At 45.1% G+C, this 18,771-nt stretch carries 16 protein-coding genes; 12 read left to right on the forward strand and 4 right to left on the reverse strand.

Annotated features, from left to right (window positions below):
* Positions 1-47: 47 nt before the first annotated feature.
* The gene (gene mnmA, locus MJ761_RS00260) at positions 48-1,154 is read right to left on the reverse strand and encodes a tRNA 2-thiouridine(34) synthase MnmA (RefSeq protein WP_093090940.1); all 1,107 of its coding nucleotides are present in this window, start codon (positions 1,152-1,154) and stop codon (positions 48-50) included.
* A gap of 255 nt (positions 1,155-1,409) precedes the next feature.
* The gene (gltX, locus tag MJ761_RS00265; RefSeq protein ID WP_176715042.1) at positions 1,410-2,801 is read right to left on the reverse strand and encodes a glutamate--tRNA ligase; all 1,392 of its coding nucleotides are present in this window, start codon (positions 2,799-2,801) and stop codon (positions 1,410-1,412) included.
* Between the two features lie 110 nt (positions 2,802-2,911).
* Here gltX and MJ761_RS00270 point away from each other — a divergent pair, with 110 nt between their 5' ends.
* The 7 genes from MJ761_RS00270 to MJ761_RS00300 all read left to right on the forward strand — a co-directional run bounded on the left by MJ761_RS00270 (position 2,912) and on the right by MJ761_RS00300 (position 12,101).
* Positions 2,912-3,913, forward strand: a complete 1,002-nt coding sequence (locus MJ761_RS00270) for an asparaginase (protein ID WP_093090942.1) — start codon at positions 2,912-2,914, stop codon at positions 3,911-3,913.
* Positions 3,914-4,283: 370 nt separating this feature from the next.
* Positions 4,284-5,483, forward strand: coding sequence for a sugar efflux transporter (locus MJ761_RS00275; protein WP_239362622.1), 1,200 nt, complete (start codon positions 4,284-4,286; stop codon positions 5,481-5,483).
* A gap of 483 nt (positions 5,484-5,966) precedes the next feature.
* Complete coding sequence (locus MJ761_RS00280) at positions 5,967-6,137, forward strand: hypothetical protein (protein ID WP_176715036.1); 171 nt, start codon at positions 5,967-5,969, stop codon at positions 6,135-6,137.
* Between the two features lie 81 nt (positions 6,138-6,218).
* Positions 6,219-7,676 (forward strand): NAD-dependent succinate-semialdehyde dehydrogenase, encoded by a 1,458-nt coding sequence (locus tag MJ761_RS00285; protein ID WP_093090946.1) that lies wholly within the window; start codon positions 6,219-6,221, stop codon positions 7,674-7,676.
* Between the two features lie 164 nt (positions 7,677-7,840).
* Positions 7,841-9,226: an amino acid permease gene (locus MJ761_RS00290; RefSeq protein WP_218060188.1), complete on the forward strand. Its 1,386-nt coding sequence runs from the start codon at positions 7,841-7,843 to the stop codon at positions 9,224-9,226.
* Between the two features lie 162 nt (positions 9,227-9,388).
* Positions 9,389-10,639, forward strand: coding sequence for a kynureninase (kynU, locus tag MJ761_RS00295; protein WP_093090948.1), 1,251 nt, complete (start codon positions 9,389-9,391; stop codon positions 10,637-10,639).
* A gap of 79 nt (positions 10,640-10,718) precedes the next feature.
* Positions 10,719-12,101: an amino acid permease gene (locus MJ761_RS00300; RefSeq protein WP_093090950.1), complete on the forward strand. Its 1,383-nt coding sequence runs from the start codon at positions 10,719-10,721 to the stop codon at positions 12,099-12,101.
* A 384-nt stretch (positions 12,102-12,485) separates the two neighbouring features.
* On the opposite strand, the gene MJ761_RS00305 is transcribed toward MJ761_RS00300, so the two are convergent.
* The gene (locus tag MJ761_RS00305) at positions 12,486-12,899 is read right to left on the reverse strand and encodes a DUF2628 domain-containing protein (RefSeq protein ID WP_093090952.1); all 414 of its coding nucleotides are present in this window, start codon (positions 12,897-12,899) and stop codon (positions 12,486-12,488) included.
* A 456-nt stretch (positions 12,900-13,355) separates the two neighbouring features.
* On the reverse strand, positions 13,356-15,254 hold the full coding sequence (gene htpG, locus MJ761_RS00310) for a molecular chaperone HtpG (RefSeq protein WP_093090954.1): 1,899 nt from the start codon (positions 15,252-15,254) through the stop codon (positions 13,356-13,358).
* Between the two features lie 378 nt (positions 15,255-15,632).
* Here htpG and MJ761_RS00315 point away from each other — a divergent pair, with 378 nt between their 5' ends.
* The 5 genes from MJ761_RS00315 (at position 15,633) to MJ761_RS00335 (ending at position 18,770) form a co-directional block, all read left to right on the forward strand.
* Positions 15,633-16,733, forward strand: a complete 1,101-nt coding sequence (locus MJ761_RS00315; protein WP_176715037.1) for a conjugal transfer protein — start codon at positions 15,633-15,635, stop codon at positions 16,731-16,733.
* 1 nt (position 16,734) lies between these two features.
* Positions 16,735-17,211 (forward strand): low molecular weight protein-tyrosine-phosphatase, encoded by a 477-nt coding sequence (locus MJ761_RS00320; protein ID WP_093090958.1) that lies wholly within the window; start codon positions 16,735-16,737, stop codon positions 17,209-17,211.
* Positions 17,212-17,380: 169 nt separating this feature from the next.
* A complete protein-coding gene (locus MJ761_RS00325) occupies positions 17,381-18,109 on the forward strand; it encodes a YebC/PmpR family DNA-binding transcriptional regulator (RefSeq protein WP_093090960.1) in 729 nt (242 codons plus the stop codon).
* 71 nt (positions 18,110-18,180) lie between these two features.
* On the forward strand, positions 18,181-18,390 hold the full coding sequence (locus MJ761_RS00330) for a dioxygenase (RefSeq protein WP_093090962.1): 210 nt from the start codon (positions 18,181-18,183) through the stop codon (positions 18,388-18,390).
* Positions 18,387-18,770 carry a VanZ family protein gene (locus MJ761_RS00335; RefSeq protein WP_093090964.1) on the forward strand — a complete coding sequence of 128 codons (384 nt, stop codon included), beginning with the start codon at positions 18,387-18,389 and terminating at the stop codon, positions 18,768-18,770. The genes MJ761_RS00330 and MJ761_RS00335 overlap by 4 nt, the downstream gene beginning before the upstream one ends.
* Position 18,771 lies beyond the last annotated feature (1 nt).

Genomic DNA, 18,771 nt, shown 5'->3' on the forward strand with positions numbered 1-18,771 from the left:
TGCCTGTAAGATGACTGCCTGTATCCAGACAGTCTGTTGAAATTAAACTAATTATTATAAATACTGTGGCTATCAGTATCATTGATAATACCACCACCCAGACATACCTCGCCAGCATACAGTACCGCAGATTGTCCGGGCGTTACTGCCCACTGCGGTTGATCAAACACCAGCTCGGCACAATCATCATCCAGATAGCGCAAAGTAGCCTGTGCGTCTGGCATCCGGTAACGAGTCTTGACTCCATATCGCCCCTCAGCCGGTCGCTGCAAAGTAGTGAAACTCAAATCATGCATAATCAGGCTGTGGCTAAATAACAGTGGATGATCATGTCCCTGCACCACCACAAGCTCATTACATGGCAGATTTTTACCGGCTACGAACCACGGTTCGCCATCTCCACCAATGCCTAAACCTTTACGCTGTCCTAGGGTGTAATACATCAGGCCTTCATGTTCACCTACCACTTTACCTTCCGGCGTTACCATTGCGCCCGGATTGGTAGGCAGATAACGCTGTAAAAACTGTCTGAAAGGTCGCTCACCAATGAAGCAGATACCAGTGCTGTCTTTTTTCTTTGCTGTCGGCAATTGCGCCTGTTCAGCCAGCAGACGCACCTGAGATTTTTCCAGTTCGCCCAGTGGAAACAGAGCACGCTGCAACTGATAGGGTTGCAGACGATACAGAAAATAGCTCTGGTCTTTATTCTGATCCAGCCCTTTGAGCAGATAATGCACACCATCACGCACATCCTTGCGCGCATAATGTCCGGTAGCAATCAAATCCGCGCCACCGGCCAGTGCATATTCCAGAAAACACTTGAATTTAATTTCAGCATTACACAGTACATCCGGATTGGGTGTGCGCCCGGCCTGATATTCCTGCAGAAAATACGCAAAAACATTGTCTTTATACTGACCAGCAAAATTAACAATATCGATATCCATGCCAATCAAGTCGGCCACAGCTACCGCATCAAGTGAATCCTGCTTGATGGAGCAATATTCGTCATCGTTATCGTCTTCCCAGTTTTGCATGAAAACACCGCGCACATCATAACCACCCTGTCTGAGCAGCCAAGCAGTGACCGATGAATCCACACCACCGGACATACCAACAACAATACGTTGGGATAAATTTGCCTTTATATTCATTTATATTCATCCAAAACCGGCGCAGATTGTGCCACAGCTACAGCGTAGCCACAACTTGCCGGTATCAATTAATCTTTTAGCATACTAGTCATATGCCAGCATAAACACACAATAATCATTAAAAGGAAGTATTTTTTCCTGAAAGACGGCCGGCAGAGCAGCAACAGAATAAATAACACAGGCTGCCGGTACTGCAATATTTGTCCGCAGACAAATAATCACAATACCAGCAGCCTGTGCAAATGCAAATCAGACTCAATCTTGGCGCAATCGGCGCAATACTTCTTCACGCCCCAGTAACGCCAGCACTTGATCAATTGAAGGAGTTTTACCTGTACCACATACGGCCAGTCGTAAAGGCATACCTAATTTACCCATTTTAATATTTTCTGCTTCACAGAATGGCGCAAACAGGGCATGAATACTCTCTGCATCCCACTGTGACAGTTGTTCTAGCTCAGTGGCAAAACGTTGCATACGTGCAGGCGCATCAGCATCCCAGTGTTTGGCTACTTCTTTCTCACTCGGAGTGGCTTTCACATAGAAATATCGGCATTCTTCGGCCAGCTGATTTAAATCCTGAGCGCGCTCCTTAACTAATGCCACCACATCGGCCAAAGCCGGCTGCTCATTAACTTCGATGCCAGACTGTACTAAACGCGGGTGTACCAGCTCAGCCAGACGGGTATTATCACTGGCTTTAATATGCTGTGCATTCAGCCACAACAACTTCTCATGGTCAAAACGGCTGGCTGAGGGACTGACATCCTTTAAGTCAAACCACTCAATAAATTGTGCCATGGTAAAGAATTCATCATCACCATGCCCCCAACCGAGCCGAGCCAGATAATTCAACAGTGCTTCTGGTAAAATACCCTGTTTGTCATAATCAACCACACTCACTGCATCACGGCGCTTACTCATTTTTGCGCCTTTTTCATTCAATATCATCGGCAAATGAGCATATTGTGGCAGCGTAGCGCCCATGGCACGCAGAATATTAATCTGTTTCGGCGTATTATTAACATGATCATCACCGCGGATTACCTGCGTGATACCCATGTCATAATCATCTACTACGACACAGAAATTATAAGTAGGCGTACCATCGGCACGCGCAATAATCAGATCATCCAGATCCTGATTAGCAATAGCAATATGCCCTTTAACTAAATCATCCCATGCAGTTTCACCAGTCAACGGCATTTTAAAACGTACCACCGGCTGCACCCCTTCCGGTACAGGTGGTAGCGTTTTACCTTCATCCGGGCGCCAGCGACGGTCGTACCAGAAATGTTCACCGCGTGCTTCGGCTTCCTTTCGCATGGCTTCCAGTTCTTCGCGACTGGTGTAATCATAGTAGGCATGGCCGGATGCCAACAATTCATCTAGCACTTTTGCATAGCGTTCAAAGCGTTGCGTTTGGTAAAACGGTCCTTCGTCATAATCCAAACCAACCCAGTGCATACCATCCAGAATAGCCTGTACCGATTCCGCAGTAGAGCGCTCCAGATCCGTATCTTCAATCCGTAGCACAAATTTACCCTGCTGTTTACGTGCAAATGCCCATGAAAACAAGGCTGTGCGCACACCGCCAATATGCAGAAAACCGGTAGGACTGGGAGCAAAACGAGTACGTATCATGATTACCATTCGGACACAGAAAACTGCTATTGTACGCGCAAGCTGGGTTAAACAAAACCCGTTCATGCTATGCTAGCATCTGCTACTTCCACTGTCAGAAACGCGATATATACATGACAACTCCGAAACATGTGGCTGTTTACTACACCGGCGGCACCATAGGTATGCAGCAAACTTCTGCCGGTCTGGCGCCTGCAACCAACCTTGCCAGTCTGGCCACTCCTATCTTTCAGCAATACAGTCATCAGCTTCAATGTGACTGGTTTATCAGCGAACCATTAATCGATTCTTCAGCCATTACCCTGAGCAACTGGCAGACGTGGCTTAACTGGATTGACAGCAAGGCTGCTGATTATGATGGTCTGCTTATCTTGCATGGCACCGATACCATGGCTTACAGCGCCAATATCATTGCACTGGCACGGCCACACCTCGGTATTCCTGTCATCTTTACCGGCGCCATGCTGCCGCTGGCTGCGGCTAATAGTGATGCACCACTGAATCTGCACACTGCACTGGCTGCTTTCAGCCTGTCTGATTTTACTCAGACCGCGATTGCTTTCAACGGCCAGCTCTGGCCAGCCATTGGCAGCAGTAAAATCAGTACGGAGCAGGCAGAAGCATTTGCAAACCCGCAATTTGGCACACTGGCACAATGGTCGGCCACAACCGGCTGGTTCAACACTAATCTGCCTACCAACTCTTCCCCGGCTGCACCAATACGCTATTGCATCAGCCCGTATGCCAGAATTCACTGTTTTATCCTTACTCCGGGTGCCAATCTTGACATGATTACCGCCAGCCTAACCCACAACCCGCCCGATGGTGTGGTTCTGCAAAGTTATGGCAATGGTAATACGCCCACTGATGCCAGCTTTCTGGCTGCAATCAGACAAATCAGCCAGCAATCCATACCTGTGTTAAATATCAGTCAAGTTTTACAGGGTTGCGCCTCCGCGGTTTATGCACAAGGACATGAGCTACGCACTGCCGGTATCATTAATGGAGGCAGATGCAATCTGGAAACAGCGCTGGCTATTCTCACGCTGGCCGCAAGCAATCACTGGAAAAAAGAACAGATTGAAAATTTACTGCATCAGCAGCAATTAGTTTGAATCTTTTGCCAGAGCGGGATTATTCGGCAATTTAAAAATGTTTAATCCTGCACATCTATTCACTTTAATATGCTTAATTATCAGCCATTGGCATAGATAGTACGCAATAAAAATTTAAATGGTTTATTCAAACGGCCAAGCCACTATTTATACCCGCCAACTGATTTTACTATCATTCAGTTACAGGCTAATGGTACATGCGTAACAGACAGATAATAAAAAAATTTAACATTGCATAGCAGCTTAGTTAACAGATTAACAATATTTAATATTGATTGTGTTGATACAGCCACCCGCTCAGGTAGAATTTTAGACATTCGTCTGTATGAGATGTAATATAAATCTTTATTTTCAGAATAGAAAATTAAACGTGGAAGAGAATATTGCTATTAAACAAAAGACTTATATTATTCTAGGCTCTTTTCTGGTTGCTGCATTTATTATTGGTATTGCCGGAGCTTTGCAGGCACCTACCCTCAGTCGCTATCTGGCTGAAGATGTTAAAGTCAATCCATATCAGGTAGGCTTGTTTTACTCAATAAATGCCATCGCCGGAATAGTAGTGAGTTTTCTACTGGCACAGTATTCAGATAATAAAGGTATTCGGCGCAATATTATTTTATTTTGCTGCCTGATGGGTATCGGTAACTGCATAACATTTGCCTTCTCTCGCCAGTATCTGATTCTGGTTACTGTTGGTATCTTTTTTTCTGCACTCACTTCGGCAGCCATGCCACAGATTTTTGCCTCTGCACGTGAATATACCGATCAGACTGGCCGCAATGTTGTGGTATTCAATGGCATCTTACGGGCTCAATTATCGCTGGCATGGGTAATCGGCCCCCCATTATCCTTTGCACTGGCGGTAAATTACGGTTTTACTGTCATGTATCTGAGTGCTGCGGCAATGTTTTTTGTAGCCTTGCTGATTGTTTTTCTGTTTTTTCCAGCCATCAGACGCCCTGCACCTGTCAGCAAACAACATGAGCAGAAAGAAAAAATTTTCAGTAACCGCAATGTACTTTTGCTTTTTATCGCCTCAATCAGCATGGGTACAGCCAATATGATGTATTTAATTGATATGCCGTTGTACATCGACAGTATTCTGCCCGGCTCCCCCTCCTTGCCCGGCCATTTAATGGGTATTGCTGCCGCGATTGAAATTCCGGCTATGCTGATAGCCAGTATGCTTGTGCCACGGTTTGGCAACAAGAATCTGATTTGCTTTGCTGTTATTTGCGGCATCATATTTTATATCGGTATCATCTATACCCAGAACGAAAGGATGCTGATTGCCCTGCAATTGTTCAATGGTCTTTTTATCGGTATCGTAGCCAGTATCGGCCTGATTTACTTTCAGGATTTGCTGCCAGGACGCCCTGGTGTTGCCTCTACACTGTTTAATAACTGCATGTCTTGCAGCGTTATTCTCGCGGGTATGCTACAGGGAGCAATTACCGCCAATTTTGGCCATCATGTAATATATGAGATTGCGCTGGCGATGATTTCTGTTTCCTTTGTTTTCTGTCTGCTTATTGGTAAATCTCCCCGTATCAAGGTGCGCTCCTGAACAACTGTCAAAAGTTGCTGCACTCACATAGCATTTCCGTATCGGCATATGTTGATCTGTTATGTATCCAGGCTAAATCAGGGTGATTTAGCCTGTTTACCGGCGATACCCATTACTTTCATAAAGTTAAGCCAATACAAGTACCAAGATTTAAATAACCCTTAGCTCAAGCTGCACATATAAATGTACGTATATGAATTAAGCTATCGAATTAATTATCAGTAGCCGTTTTTAATATAATTTCAATATTTACAGTCTATAAATTATTTAATTCTATTAATGTGCTATTTTTTATATCCACGCCAAGAAAATATTTAGTTGGATTGACAGTATAAATTTAATCCCGTAACTTGCCGGAATAATGCAATTACCCCTATTGACTGGTTCATCTGCGCCAGTTAATTTTATTATTACAACGCGCATCATACCGATGGTATGCGTAATATGCCTGCCTACTCCTGCCTACATTTGTGGAGAGAGTTAATGAATCAAACAGACATCTTCTGCCAGTGTCAAACTGGAAAATGCTCTGATGATTCCATCTGCGGCCAGTACTACAATGTAACCGGCTGCCTGTATCCGCTAACCATCGAAGACAACGTGTTTGATGAAGTACTGGCTATACTTGAAACAGCCCCGCGTCTGGCTCAATAATATCCGGTATCTACAGGCTACCAGTACAGACTGGTTTACTGGCAGCCTATTGTGTGTGTTTCAGTTACTTTGGGAAAATCTATGCAATTGCATGATCCTGCACTACTAAAGACCCAGTGCTATATAAATGGTCAATGGGTAAACGCCGACAACGGCGCAGTTCTTTCAGTGATTAATCCGGCTAACGGAGACAATCTGGCCGATGTGCCCCGAATGGGTAAAGCAGAAGCAGAACGTGCCGTAGCCGCAGCTCATGCTGCCCTGAAGCCATGGCAGTCGAAATCAGCGAAGGAGCGAAGTAATCTATTGCGCCGCTGGTTTGAACTGATGATGCAGCATCAGGAAGATCTGGGCATGATACTGACTTCAGAACAGGGCAAGCCACTGGCTGAGGCCAAAGGTGAAATTGCCTATGGTGCGTCTTATCTGGAATGGTATGCAGAAGAAGCCAAACGTATTTACGGCGATACCATCCCTGCTCCTGCTAATGACAAGCGGATTATGGTGCTCAAACAGCCAATCGGTGTATGTGCAGCAATTACCCCGTGGAATTTCCCGAACGCCATGATTACGCGCAAAATTGCACCGGCTCTGGCTGCCGGCTGTACTTTTGTTATTCGTCCTGCCTCACAAACACCCTTGTCTGCACTGGCCATCGCAGAGCTGGCACAACGTGCCGGTATACCAGCCGGCGTAGTCAATGTGGTTACCGGCAGCTCAAGTGAAATCGGCAAGGTATTAACCGAAGACGATCGGGTTAAAAAATTCAGCTTCACCGGTTCCACCGAAGTAGGCAGAAAACTGATAGCTCAATGTGCCGGCACGGTAAAAAAAGTTTCCATGGAGCTGGGTGGTAACGCACCGTTTATCGTCTTTAATGATGCTGATATCGATGCTGCGGTTGAAGGAGCAATGATTTCCAAATTCCGCAATGCCGGCCAGACCTGTGTCTGCGCCAACCGCCTATACGTTCAAAGCGCAGTATATGACCAGTTTGTCACCAAACTGGCACAGGCTATTGCCAAACTGAAAATCGGCAATGGACTGGAACAGGGTGTAACCGTTGGTCCCCTGATTGATGCCAGTGCAGTCAGCAAAGTTAAGGAACATATCACTGATGCCGTTGGTAAAGGAGCCGAAATCGTTACCGGTGGAACGGCAGACCATCATGGTGAACTGTTCTTTCAGCCTACTTTGCTGAAAAACGTTACTCAGCAGATGAAAGTTGCCCGCGAAGAAACTTTCGGCCCGCTGGCACCAGTATTCCGCTTCGAAACAGAAGAAGAAGTCATTAACTGGGCAAATGATACAGAATTCGGACTGGCCAGTTATTTCTATAGCCGTGACATCGGCAGGATTGTGCGTGTCAGCGAAAATCTAGACTATGGCATGGTAGCCATTAATACTGGTCTGCTTTCGAATGAAGCAGCCCCGTTTGGTGGTGTCAAACAATCCGGCCTTGGACGCGAAGGCTCCAAATATGGCATTGAAGATTATCTTGAAATCAAATACGTACTGTTGGCCGGTATCAACCAGTAACTTCTAAAACGATAGCAGCATCACCACAGGGTGCTGCTATCTTCGTTCCTGTAATGGTAAAAAATCCTGAAGCCTTACAATAAATCAGGACAGTTTGTGGCGGACTGACTACTGTTCATACCAGTTTGCCAGTCTGACATTCACTACCACAATAGGAGAACACATTGAGTACATCATCCGCACTCAAAAACGGACTTAAAACACGCCATTTAGCCATGATATCCATTGCCGGCGTCATTGGTGGTGCATTATTTATCGGTTCCGGACCAGTAATCTACCATGCCGGACCAGCAGCTATTCTTGCTTACGGCGCAGGCGGCATACTGGTCATGCTGATTATGCGCATGCTTGGTGAAATGGCCATCGCCCATCCGGACAGCGGTTCTTTCTCAACCTATGCCGATATTGCTATCGGCCGCTGGGCAGGTTTCAGCATCGGCTGGTTATACTGGTATTTCTGGGCACTACTTATGGGCTGGGAAGCATATGTAGCCGGTCAAATTCTTAATAACTGGTTTCCGATGATCCCCATCTGGGGCTATATGCTGGCAGTAACAATAGCATTAGCCATTATCAACCTGATGGATGTTAAAAATTATGGTGAATTTGAATTCTGGTTTGCATTAATCAAAGTGGTAGCTATTATCCTGTTTCTGATTGTGGGTAGTCTGGCCATTATGCATTTATGGCCTTGGGGACAGACAGATGCCAAAGGCTGGTCGCACTTAAGCAATCAGGGCTTCATGCCCAACGGAATAGCTTCGGTCGTCATCGCCTTACTGGGCGTAATGTTCGCCTATATCGGTGTCGAAATCGTAACGGTTGCCGCAGCAGAATCCAGCCATCCGGCAACAGAAATCCGCAAAGCCAGCAAATCTGTAGTCTGGCGCATTATCCTGTTTTATGTCGGTTCAATTTTTATCACCGTCTGCCTGATTCCTTACAATGACCCACGCCTGAACGACCCTACATGGGGCACATATAGCGTCGTATTAACCTCATTAGGTATTCCGCATGCACGCCATATTGTCAATTTTGTCGTACTCACATCAGTATTAAGCTGCTTTAACTCAGCTCTATATACCTGTTCACGTATACTGTATTCACTGGCCAAACGTGGTGATGCACACTGGATAATGGCCTATACCTCGAATAATGGCAGCCCGCAAATCAGCGTATTCATTTCCTGTATCTTTACCCTATTTGCTGTTTACCTAACTGCCAGTGCCAGAATGAACATTTACGACGTACTGCTAACAGCTACCGGCACCATTGCTTTGTATGTTTATCTGGCCATCAGCTTTTCACAGTTATTTATGCGCAAGAAACTGGAAAGACAGGGACAGATACTGACATTCAAAATGTGGTGCTTTCCTTGGCTGACCTATATAGTTATCGGGCTGATTATCGCCTCCATCATCATCATGATTATTGACGGAACTTATAAACATGAAGTAATTTACACCAGCATGCTGGCAGCTATTATTCTGATTATGGGCATACTGGCACAGACATTCAAATTTGGCCGAAACACGGGCAAAGCAGGCTAAAACCAACAACCACTTTCAATCATAACAGCATTAACACCTTACCCATCTGACTTCACAAATTTAGTTTAAAGTAAATATTCGGATAAATTAATTTAAAATTTATTCTCCATGTCACGCAACTATTCTGTACACTATTAATTTTCCAAATTTAACCTGCGTAACATGATTACACTAGAACAATGTCAGCAATGGGATGCAGCCGACACCCTGGCTTCACTAAAAAACCAGTTTGAACTGCCGCAAGGTGTTATTTATCTGGATGGCAACTCTCTGGGTGCCAAACCCAGACAGGCAGTCGAACGCGCACAGGCTGTAATTAATCAGCAATGGGGCACAGATCTGATTAACAGCTGGAACAAAGCCGGCTGGTGGGATTTACCAGTACGGCTGGGCAACAAAATCGGCCGGCTGATTGGAGCACAGGAAAACGAAACAGTGGTTACCGATACCACCAGCCTCAACCTGTTTAAAGTGCTGGCTGCCGCGGTACATATTCAGCAGAATAATGATAATACCCGTAAAATTATTATTGCCGAACGCGATTCTTTCCCTACCGATATTTACATGATTGAAGGTTTTATGGCGCTGATTAATCAGGGTTATCAGCTTCATTTAATCGACTCACGCGCTGATCTGGCTACCAGTATCAACCAGCATACCGCCGTGGTAGTACTTTCGCATGTCAACTACCGCACCGGCTACCTGCACGATATGGCGGCAACCAACGAACTGGTACACGCCTATGGCGCATTGCTCATCTGGGACTTGTGTCACTCAATTGGTGCCGTACCCATTGACTTAAATAGCAGTAACAGCGATTTTGCCATTGGCTGTACCTATAAATACCTCAATGGTGGTCCCGGTGCACCAGCCATGTTATGGGTACATGAACGCTACCAGACTGCATTCAGTCAACCTCTTTCCGGCTGGTGGGGACATGCACAACCTTTCGATATGGCCGTAAACTACACACCTGCCGACAATATACGCCGCTATTTATGCGGCACCCAGCCGATTGTTTCCATGAGCCTGATCGAAAGCGGTGTAGATATCTTTTTACAGACCGATATGCACGCCCTGCGACGCAAATCCCTGCAACTAACCGACTTACTGATTGCGCTAACTGAACAAGAATGTGCCGGCTTTGACCTCACCTTAATTACCCCACGTGAACATGTACAGCGTGGCAGCCACGTCAGCCTGCGCCACCCGCATGGTTATGCCGTAGTGCAGGCACTGATTGCCCGCGGCGTGATAGGTGACTACCGCGAACCCGAAGTTATCCGTCTTGGTGTAACCCCGCTATACCTGAGCCACGTCGATATCTGGCATGCTGTACAGCACCTGAAACAGGTTTTGCTCAATCAGGAATGGGCACAACCGCAGTTTCATACGCGCGGACAAGTAACCTGATTTGCATTTTAACTCAAACGGTAACAAGCCGAGAATAAGTATTCTGCTCGGCTTGTGCTTCTCATCATAAGGAAAAACGATGGGTAATTTCGAGCGAATACAGTCGCGGGAAACCGGGTTACACAAAAAACTGTCTGCCAGCCAGATGAGTATGATTGCCATTGGCGGTGCAATTGGTACGGGACTGTTTCTGGGCAGTAAATTTGCCATTGGTTTTGCCGGCTCAGCCGTCATAATCAGCTATGCCTTAGGTGGGCTGATTGCACTGGCGTTGATGGGCTGTCTGGCAGAAATGACCGTACAACACCCTACTTCTGGTTCTTTTGGCGCCTACGCAGAATTCTATCTGCACCCAATGGCCGGCTTTCTCGTACGTTACAGCTACTGGGCATGTATCGTACTGGCTGTAGGTACCGAAGTCACCGCCATTGCCGAATACATGAAATTCTGGTTTCCGCAGGTAAACTCATGGATATGGATTATCCTGTTTTCCGGTAGCCTGATTGGTGTTAATGCTTATAGTGTCAAAGCATTCGGTTCCGTAGAATACTGGTTTTCCACCATCAAGATTTTCGCCATTATGGTATTCATCGTGCTGGCTGTCAGCGTATTACTGTCACAGGGCAGTATCAGCAGGATTGAGCATAATCTTTTCAACGGCGGTTTTGCCCCGCATGGATTTTCTGGTATCTGGACCGGCGTCATTATTTCCATATTCAGTTATCTGGGTATCGAAATGATTGCCATAGCCGCAGGCGAAGCCACCAATCCCGAACAGGCAGTAAAAACAGCATTCAAGGGCACACTGGCACGACTACTGATATTCTACCTGCTAGCCCTCAGCCTGATTGTCATGCTGGTACCTTGGCAGGAACTAATTGAAGAAAACAGTACCAGCCCGTTCGTAACCGTAATGCAAAATGTAGGCATCCCCTTTGCCGACAGCATACTTAACTTTATTGTCATCGTGGCTGCACTTTCAGCCATGAACAGCATGCTTTACATTGCTACCCGCATGATGTTCAGCCTGTCACGTGCCAACGAAGCACCACAAATACTCGGCAAAGTAAAAAACAATGGCGTACCGCTCAATGCGCTAGCTTTGTCTTCTGCCGGCATTGCCGTGGCTGCGCTGGTTTATGTGTTTAACCCAGAAACCGCCTTTCCCATCATGATCGCCCTGTCCATGTTCGGCGCCCTGTTTAGCTGGGGCGCAGTGTTTCTGACACATCTGTGTTTTCGCATCCGCATGCGGCAGCAGCAACAAACCCTTAAATTCCGGGTTCCAGGATTTCCTTTTATCACTCTGGCCGGCCTGATTGCCATCATCAGTATCATGATTACCACCTGGTTTACACCAATATTCCATGCCACCCTGTTATTTGGCATTCCTTTTCTGGCGTTTTTAATTCTGATGTATATTATTCAGGCATATCATAAAAAAGCACAGGCAAATAAATAAACCCATGCTTAATCGCATACAATAGCAGCTTCAATAGTAACAGCCATGAAGCTGCTATTTAATTCAGAATTAAACGGTAACAAATATAAAATACAGCTTATTTAGAAGTGGGCAATACTGTCTGAAATTAAACCATAAATTCAATCAACAACATAAAAGATATACTATAATTTATTTTATACAACTTATATAATCTAATTAACTAATTACACCTATACTACATATTCTGCCAGCACAAAACTGCTAGGATAAACCCCTGATTTCTCCATAAATATCGTCAGCAACGATCATATTTTTCAAAATAGACAATAAATAAAACGGCTAAATAACGCATTCCCAAAAACACGATAGATAGCCGTTATCAGTAACATTTTGCTCAAGCTATTAAAACAATCCCTCAAATATATTAAAGGACTTGGATTTTTTTACTCTATGTAAATAATAGGCCGGATTAGCAATTGTCATTGAAATTGCCATATTAACGCAGATTGCTATAGCTCTACTTCCAGTGAATGCCAATATAACAAATCCAATAGTAAACAATAATAGCCACAATACTATCGCTTTACGCCACATACCAACGCATAGAAAATACAGAGGTCCAAAAAAACACGCACCTATATTACTAGTTAAGGTAAACCGCTGCCCAAATGATAAAGCTTTAAATTTTTCTGTGTATTGAGCAGTTGGTTTAAATTTTGGTAAACCATTTTCTTCGTAAAATTTAAATCTCAACTGCCATGCCTTACTAAGCCCCCAATTGTTGAAATCAAAATCTTTTTCAGTGCTATTATCCATAAATGACCTTTTAATATACAACTCAAAAAAAGAAATCCTAATATTATATTTAACAAAAAATAATAATTTTAGAAATAAAATCCAAATTTTTAACGCAATTTATTATTTTAACCTATTTTATTAATATAAATATATTAAAATAATTTAATCAAAAATTTCTTTACATTTTATTTTATAAAACAGCTTCTGAAACCATAAACCCGTGTTGAACTAACCTATCTGAGCGATAAAAATAGTATGTAATCTCATACTGCTAATTATATTTTTGAATGTATTGATTTTTTTCTTGTCAAACAAAGCATATCGGAAAGAAATTATCATTACAGCAAAATAAATAATTGAATCTATCTACCTTATGCCACATTGCCATAAGTCACATCAAATAAAACAACTATTCAAACAGCAATAAAAAAGCTGCCTCAGACGAGACAGCCTTTATAAACCATACAAACAGCTTTACTGGTTTAACGTCAGTAATAAATGATTCATGCGCTTCACAAATGCAGCCGGATTTTCCAGTTTGCCACCTTCAGCCAGCAGCGCCTGATCATATACCAGTTCAGCCAGCTCAGTGCGCTGGGTTTCATCCTGTTCCCCTGCAATTTTCTTAATCAGCGGATGTTCCGGATTAATTTCCAGCGTTGGCTTAGTGTGCGGAATCTGGCCGGCCGCGCCAGAAGCTTCCAGCATACGCGCCAGATGCTGGCTCATATCATGCTCACCAACCACCAGACAGGCCGGGCTTTCAGTCAGACGAGCCGTTGCACGCACAGCATCTACTTTATCGCCCAGAGCAGTCTTAATCAACTCAACCAAGTCTTTATTGTCTTCTTCAGTTTTAGCCTGTGCTGCTTTTTCTTCCTCATCAGCCAGATTACCCAAATCAAGCGACCCCTTGGCCACACTCACCAAAGCTTTACCATCAAATTCCGGCAGACTGTTTACCACCCATTCATCCACACGGTCAGTCAGCAGCAATACCTCAACACCTTTTTTCAAGAAAATTTCCAGATGCGGGCTATTCTTGGCAGCAGCATAACTATCGGCAGTAATATAATAAATTTTTTCCTGCCCTTCTTTCATGCGACCAATATAATCAGCCAGCGTCACATTCTGCTCGCTGCTATCATTATGCGTAGAGGCAAAACGGCATAAGCCAGCAATTTTATCTTTATTATTATAATCCTCAGCAATACCCTCTTTCAGCGTATTGCCAAATACCTGCCAGAATTCAGTGTATTTCTCCGGCTGGTTTTTCTTCAAATCTTCCAGTAAAGACAATACCTTTTTCACACTACCAGCACGAATAGCATCCAGATCACGGCTTTCCTGCAAAATTTCACGTGATACATTCAGCGGTAAATCACTGCTGTCAATTACACCACGGATAAAACGCAGGTAGGAAGGCATCAGCTTTTTCGCATCGTCCATAATGAACACACGTTTTACATATAACTGCACCCCATGTTTCTGTTCGCGTTCATACAAATCAAACGGCGCATGTTTAGGCACATACAGCAAGCCCGTATATTCATGCCGGCCTTCAACACGAAAATGCGTCCACGCCAGAGCATCATCATAATCATGCGCTACATGACGATAAAAAGTCTGATACTGCTCAGCAGTAATCTCATTTTTCGGTCGTTGCCATAACGCCTGAGCCTGATTAACCACCTCCAGCTCATCTGAAGATTTTACATTACCTTCTTCATCATATTCCGGTGCCTTTTTCATATAAATCGGCACAGAAATATGATCACTGTATGTAGTCACAATCCGGCGTAACGTCCAGTCAGACAACAAATCCTTTTCGTCTTCTTTCAGATGCAGAATCACATCTGTACCACGCGTAGTCTTACTGATGGGCTCAACAGTAAACTCACCATCACCGGCACTCACCCAGCGTACCGCCTCATTTTCAGCCACACCAGCCTTGCGGCTTTCAACAGTTACCCTATCTGCCACAATGAATGCAGAATAAAAACCCACACCAAACTGACCAATCAGATTGGCATCTTTCTTATCATCACCAGTCAGCTTTTCCAGAAATGCTTTCGTACCAGATTTGGCAATCGTACCCAGATGTTCAATTACATCTGCCTCATTCATACCAATACCATTATCCGATACCGTAACCGTTTTAGCCTCCGCATCCGCAGTAACAGTAATTCTGAATTCCGTATCATCCCCAAGCAAAGAGGCATCATTCAATGACTCAAAGCGTAACTTATCGCAGGCATCTGCTGCATTGGAAATCAGCTCACGCAAAAAAATCTCTTTATTACTGTATAAAGAATGAATCATCAACTGTAACAACTGTTTTACTTCAGTCTGGAAACTGTGTGTTTGTTTCATAATCTTTCTCAAATTACCCAAAAATTGATTGTTGTTAGCTCAAAATAAGGGCAGCACAAACCAGTTTCAAGCCAGCCTGTTATCCAAATCAACAGCTTTGCTGCAACAAATCAGCAGACAAAAATATAACCTCCTGCCAGCATATTCATTTCAGCCAGAACTAATTTGCTACAATAGCTTATATATTAGCTTGCGATTTATGCATATACAGTCTATAAGACAAATTGTGCCTATTGTGCAAAGTAATATTAATAATCCCGTTCATTTGCTATTGCTAAATTGTTGTTATCCTGAAACTTTGCCTAACTTGTGTAAATTGATTATTAACACTTAATACACTATCTCATCAAACAAGCCTACTAAAACCATCTCAACATCATGAACACATCTTACTGCCTGCCAGATACACGCGCATATCCTACCGACCATATCAAAAACGAACTGCTACTGCATGCAGCCAGTCTGGTAACGCCTACATCAAAAGCACAGACCACCCTCGCCCGCGAAAGCCTGCAAGCAGAAATCACCCGAATGCTGGCACAGAATAATTACACCAACCTATCAGTAGCTCTGGCTATGGCTGCCAACTGCGATATTTACAATATCCTGTGGGATACCTTGGAAGCAGTCTTACAGGCACACAACCAGACAGAAGTACAATGGCTGGCTTTACCTGTCATAGTAGTAGGTGGTGCCAAAGAAAACATCCGTTTACCCGACACCATACCAGCAACAGCCATTGCCGAAACTTTCAAAAACCAGCCATGGTCTGAATCCTGGAATAAAATTCACTGGGCTGCACATCTCATCAGCGACACCGCCCTAACCCATATCAAGGCCAACCAGTGGTTTGCAGCCAAACAAAATCCACAACTGGCCACCGACTTCCTTAACCAGTTGCCCCATACACCGCTATCAGTAGAAAGCGGACAATCCGTACAGGCTTTTTACGCCTTAGGCTTTGCCAGCACAGACATCCGGCCGGCTTTAAACTGCAATCTGGCCGATACTGCCCTGCCCCTGATGCAAGTCTGGCATACCCATCTGGCTACCACCGGTACTACATTATTTATCAACCCGCTTTCCCCGCAATCGCCCCTGAGTGCCCTGCGTACAGGCAATGCCATGCGTTTGCGCATGGCCTGCGACGTATTCACCACCAATGCCATTCGCACCATACGCCTGCAAAGTCCTCGCGTAGGCGTCGTCATCGCCGCACAGGAAGGTGGCAAAATCCTGTTTGGCTTTAACGCAGCAGACAGCGCATTCGAACTACAGCCACAAACCTTTCACTGGCCACTTACTCAGGCCGATAATATCGACAGCATCGTACAGAATTTCATTGATTTACTGGCCGAATGCCAAGTTGAAAACATCCGCCTGCTGCATGAACCTATCAGCATACAAACACAACTGCCCAGTTATGCCCAATCGATCCGCATGATCGGCCATAATCCCCTCTTTTCCCGGAGTCACTGATATGCCTGCCACCAAAGTATTGTTTGTCTGTCTGGGTAACATCTGCCGCTCACCCATGGCTGAATACATCCTGCGTGAACTGGTTACCCAACAAAGTCTAAGTCAGCAGATTAAAATTGCCAGCGCCGGTACTTCCGGCTGGCACAACGGCGAAGACATGCATCAAGGCAGTAAAGACATTCTGCATGTACACAACATCAACACCGATGGCTTCCAAAGTAGCGAAGTACGGCCGGAAGATATCGCCATTTACGATCATATCATCGCCATGGACGATAAAAATCTGCAAGACTTAGCACGGATTTTTGGCGGCAATCAGCCGGACAAAGTTTATAAAATTACCGATTTACTACCAGAGAGCGAATACGATTACGTACCCGATCCCTATTTCAGCGGCAACTTTAGCGAAACCTACACCATCGTCCACGCCGGCTGCATCGCCTGGCTAAAACACTGGCAAAACAACCGTACAAAATAGCTCAGATTAGCCCATTTATACAAATCAGATAGCAGCCTACTCAATAAAAACGCAATATGGTAAAATTAACACCATATTTCAATTATTTGATGGCGTTCAAACCTGCCAAAGCCTCAAGCTTTGGCTTTGTTTTAACGCATAAAACTATCGCAAAAACAAGGATTTCAAAATGGCAGGACACAGCAAGTGGGCCAATATCCAGCATCGTAAAGGACGTCAGGATGCCAAACGCGGCAAAATATTCACCCGCCTGATTAAAGAAATTACCATTGCCGCCAGACTGGGTGGCGGCGACCCAAGTGCCAACCCGCGTCTGCGTCTGGCAATGGATAAAGCCACCGATGCCAACATGCCCAAAGACAATATCCAGCGTGCAATAGACAAAGGCACCGGTAACCTCGAAGGTGTTGAATACGTAGAATTGCGTTACGAAGGCTACGGCATCGGTGGCGCAGCAGTCATGGTAGACTGCCTCACCGATAACAAAACCCGCACCGTAGCCGACGTACGCCATGCATTTACCAAACATGGCGGTAATCTGGGCACCGACGGTTCCGTGGCATTCCAGTTTACCCATCAGGGCTATCTGCTTTTCAGCCCGGATGTCGATGAAGACAGCCTAATGGAAGCCGCACTGGAAGCAGGCGCAGAAGACATCATCATACAGGAAGACGGTTCCAAAGAAGTCATCACCGAGCCCTATCAGTACAGCAGCATCAAAGAAGCACTCGAAGCTGCTGGCTTTCATGCCGCAGATGGCGAAGTAACCATGCGCCCAGTCAACGAAACCGTACTGGCCGGAGCCGAAGCAGAAAAAATGCAGCGACTTCTGGATGCACTTGAAGATCTGGATGACGTCCAAAACGTATACACCACCGCCGTACTGGAAACTGAATAAAACAAAACGGACTGTAATCCAGTCCGTTTTTTATTCTTCACCACCCTAAAACCATTAATACCAACAGATTCATGCAAGCCACAACCCAACTTTTCCAAACAGCTTCAGCCGGTGAGTGTGCCGAAATTCTTGATTTCTGGTTAAACGAATGCAGCCTTGATCAAGCACCGGATACACAGACAGTGCAGCAATGGCAGCAACTCTTCCAACAGCGTGGCAGCAAATTTAACCGTCTGGCTTCCCTATGCCAGCAATGGCTGAACGAAACCAACTCCCTATGAAAACCGCCTACCTCAACAAATGGGTATTACTGGCCATCTGCTGGTTTATCGCCAGCATCTATTTTCTGTTTTTCAAAGCCAGCGGCAATCCAGTACCCATTCCACAATTCGACAAAATCTGCCACCTTGGCCTGTTTTTCGGTCAGTTCTGGTTACTGGCCAAAGCCTGCTTCAGTGCCAACATCACCATACCTCAACGCCTGTTTATCATCACCGCAATCAGCTGGGCAGCAGCCAGCGAAACCATTCAGGCACTGTTCACCACCCGCCAGGGCGATATAATAGATGCCATTGCCGACCTCATCGGTGCAGCACTGGCACTGTGGCTGGCTCAACACATACAAACTGCTCGTCGCAACAGCAGTAAGGAGAAATACTAAC

This window comes from Snodgrassella communis (assembly GCF_914768045.1).
Taxonomy (GTDB): Bacteria; Pseudomonadota; Gammaproteobacteria; order Burkholderiales; family Neisseriaceae; genus Snodgrassella; species Snodgrassella communis.

Bases quoted from the DNA above. Each gene is read 5' to 3' on its own strand.
- MJ761_RS00270 (WP_093090942.1), top strand. From the start codon at position 2,912: ATGACAACTCCGAAACATGTGGCTGTTTACTACACCGGCGGCACCATA.
- MJ761_RS00320 (WP_093090958.1), top strand. From the start codon at position 16,735: ATGCCTGCCACCAAAGTATTGTTTGTCTGTCTGGGTAACATCTGCCGC.
- MJ761_RS00285 (WP_093090946.1), top strand. From the start codon at position 6,219: ATGCAATTGCATGATCCTGCACTACTAAAGACCCAGTGCTATATAAAT.
- MJ761_RS00325 (WP_093090960.1), top strand. From the start codon at position 17,381: ATGGCAGGACACAGCAAGTGGGCCAATATCCAGCATCGTAAAGGACGT.
- MJ761_RS00315 (WP_176715037.1), top strand. From the start codon at position 15,633: ATGAACACATCTTACTGCCTGCCAGATACACGCGCATATCCTACCGAC.
- MJ761_RS00305 (WP_093090952.1), bottom strand. From the start codon at position 12,899: ATGGATAATAGCACTGAAAAAGATTTTGATTTCAACAATTGGGGGCTT.
- mnmA (WP_093090940.1), bottom strand. From the start codon at position 1,154: ATGAATATAAAGGCAAATTTATCCCAACGTATTGTTGTTGGTATGTCC.
- MJ761_RS00335 (WP_093090964.1), top strand. From the start codon at position 18,387: ATGAAAACCGCCTACCTCAACAAATGGGTATTACTGGCCATCTGCTGG.
- htpG (WP_093090954.1), bottom strand. From the start codon at position 15,254: ATGAAACAAACACACAGTTTCCAGACTGAAGTAAAACAGTTGTTACAG.
- MJ761_RS00330 (WP_093090962.1), top strand. From the start codon at position 18,181: ATGCAAGCCACAACCCAACTTTTCCAAACAGCTTCAGCCGGTGAGTGT.
- kynU (WP_093090948.1), top strand. From the start codon at position 9,389: ATGATTACACTAGAACAATGTCAGCAATGGGATGCAGCCGACACCCTG.
- MJ761_RS00300 (WP_093090950.1), top strand. From the start codon at position 10,719: ATGGGTAATTTCGAGCGAATACAGTCGCGGGAAACCGGGTTACACAAA.
- MJ761_RS00280 (WP_176715036.1), top strand. From the start codon at position 5,967: ATGAATCAAACAGACATCTTCTGCCAGTGTCAAACTGGAAAATGCTCT.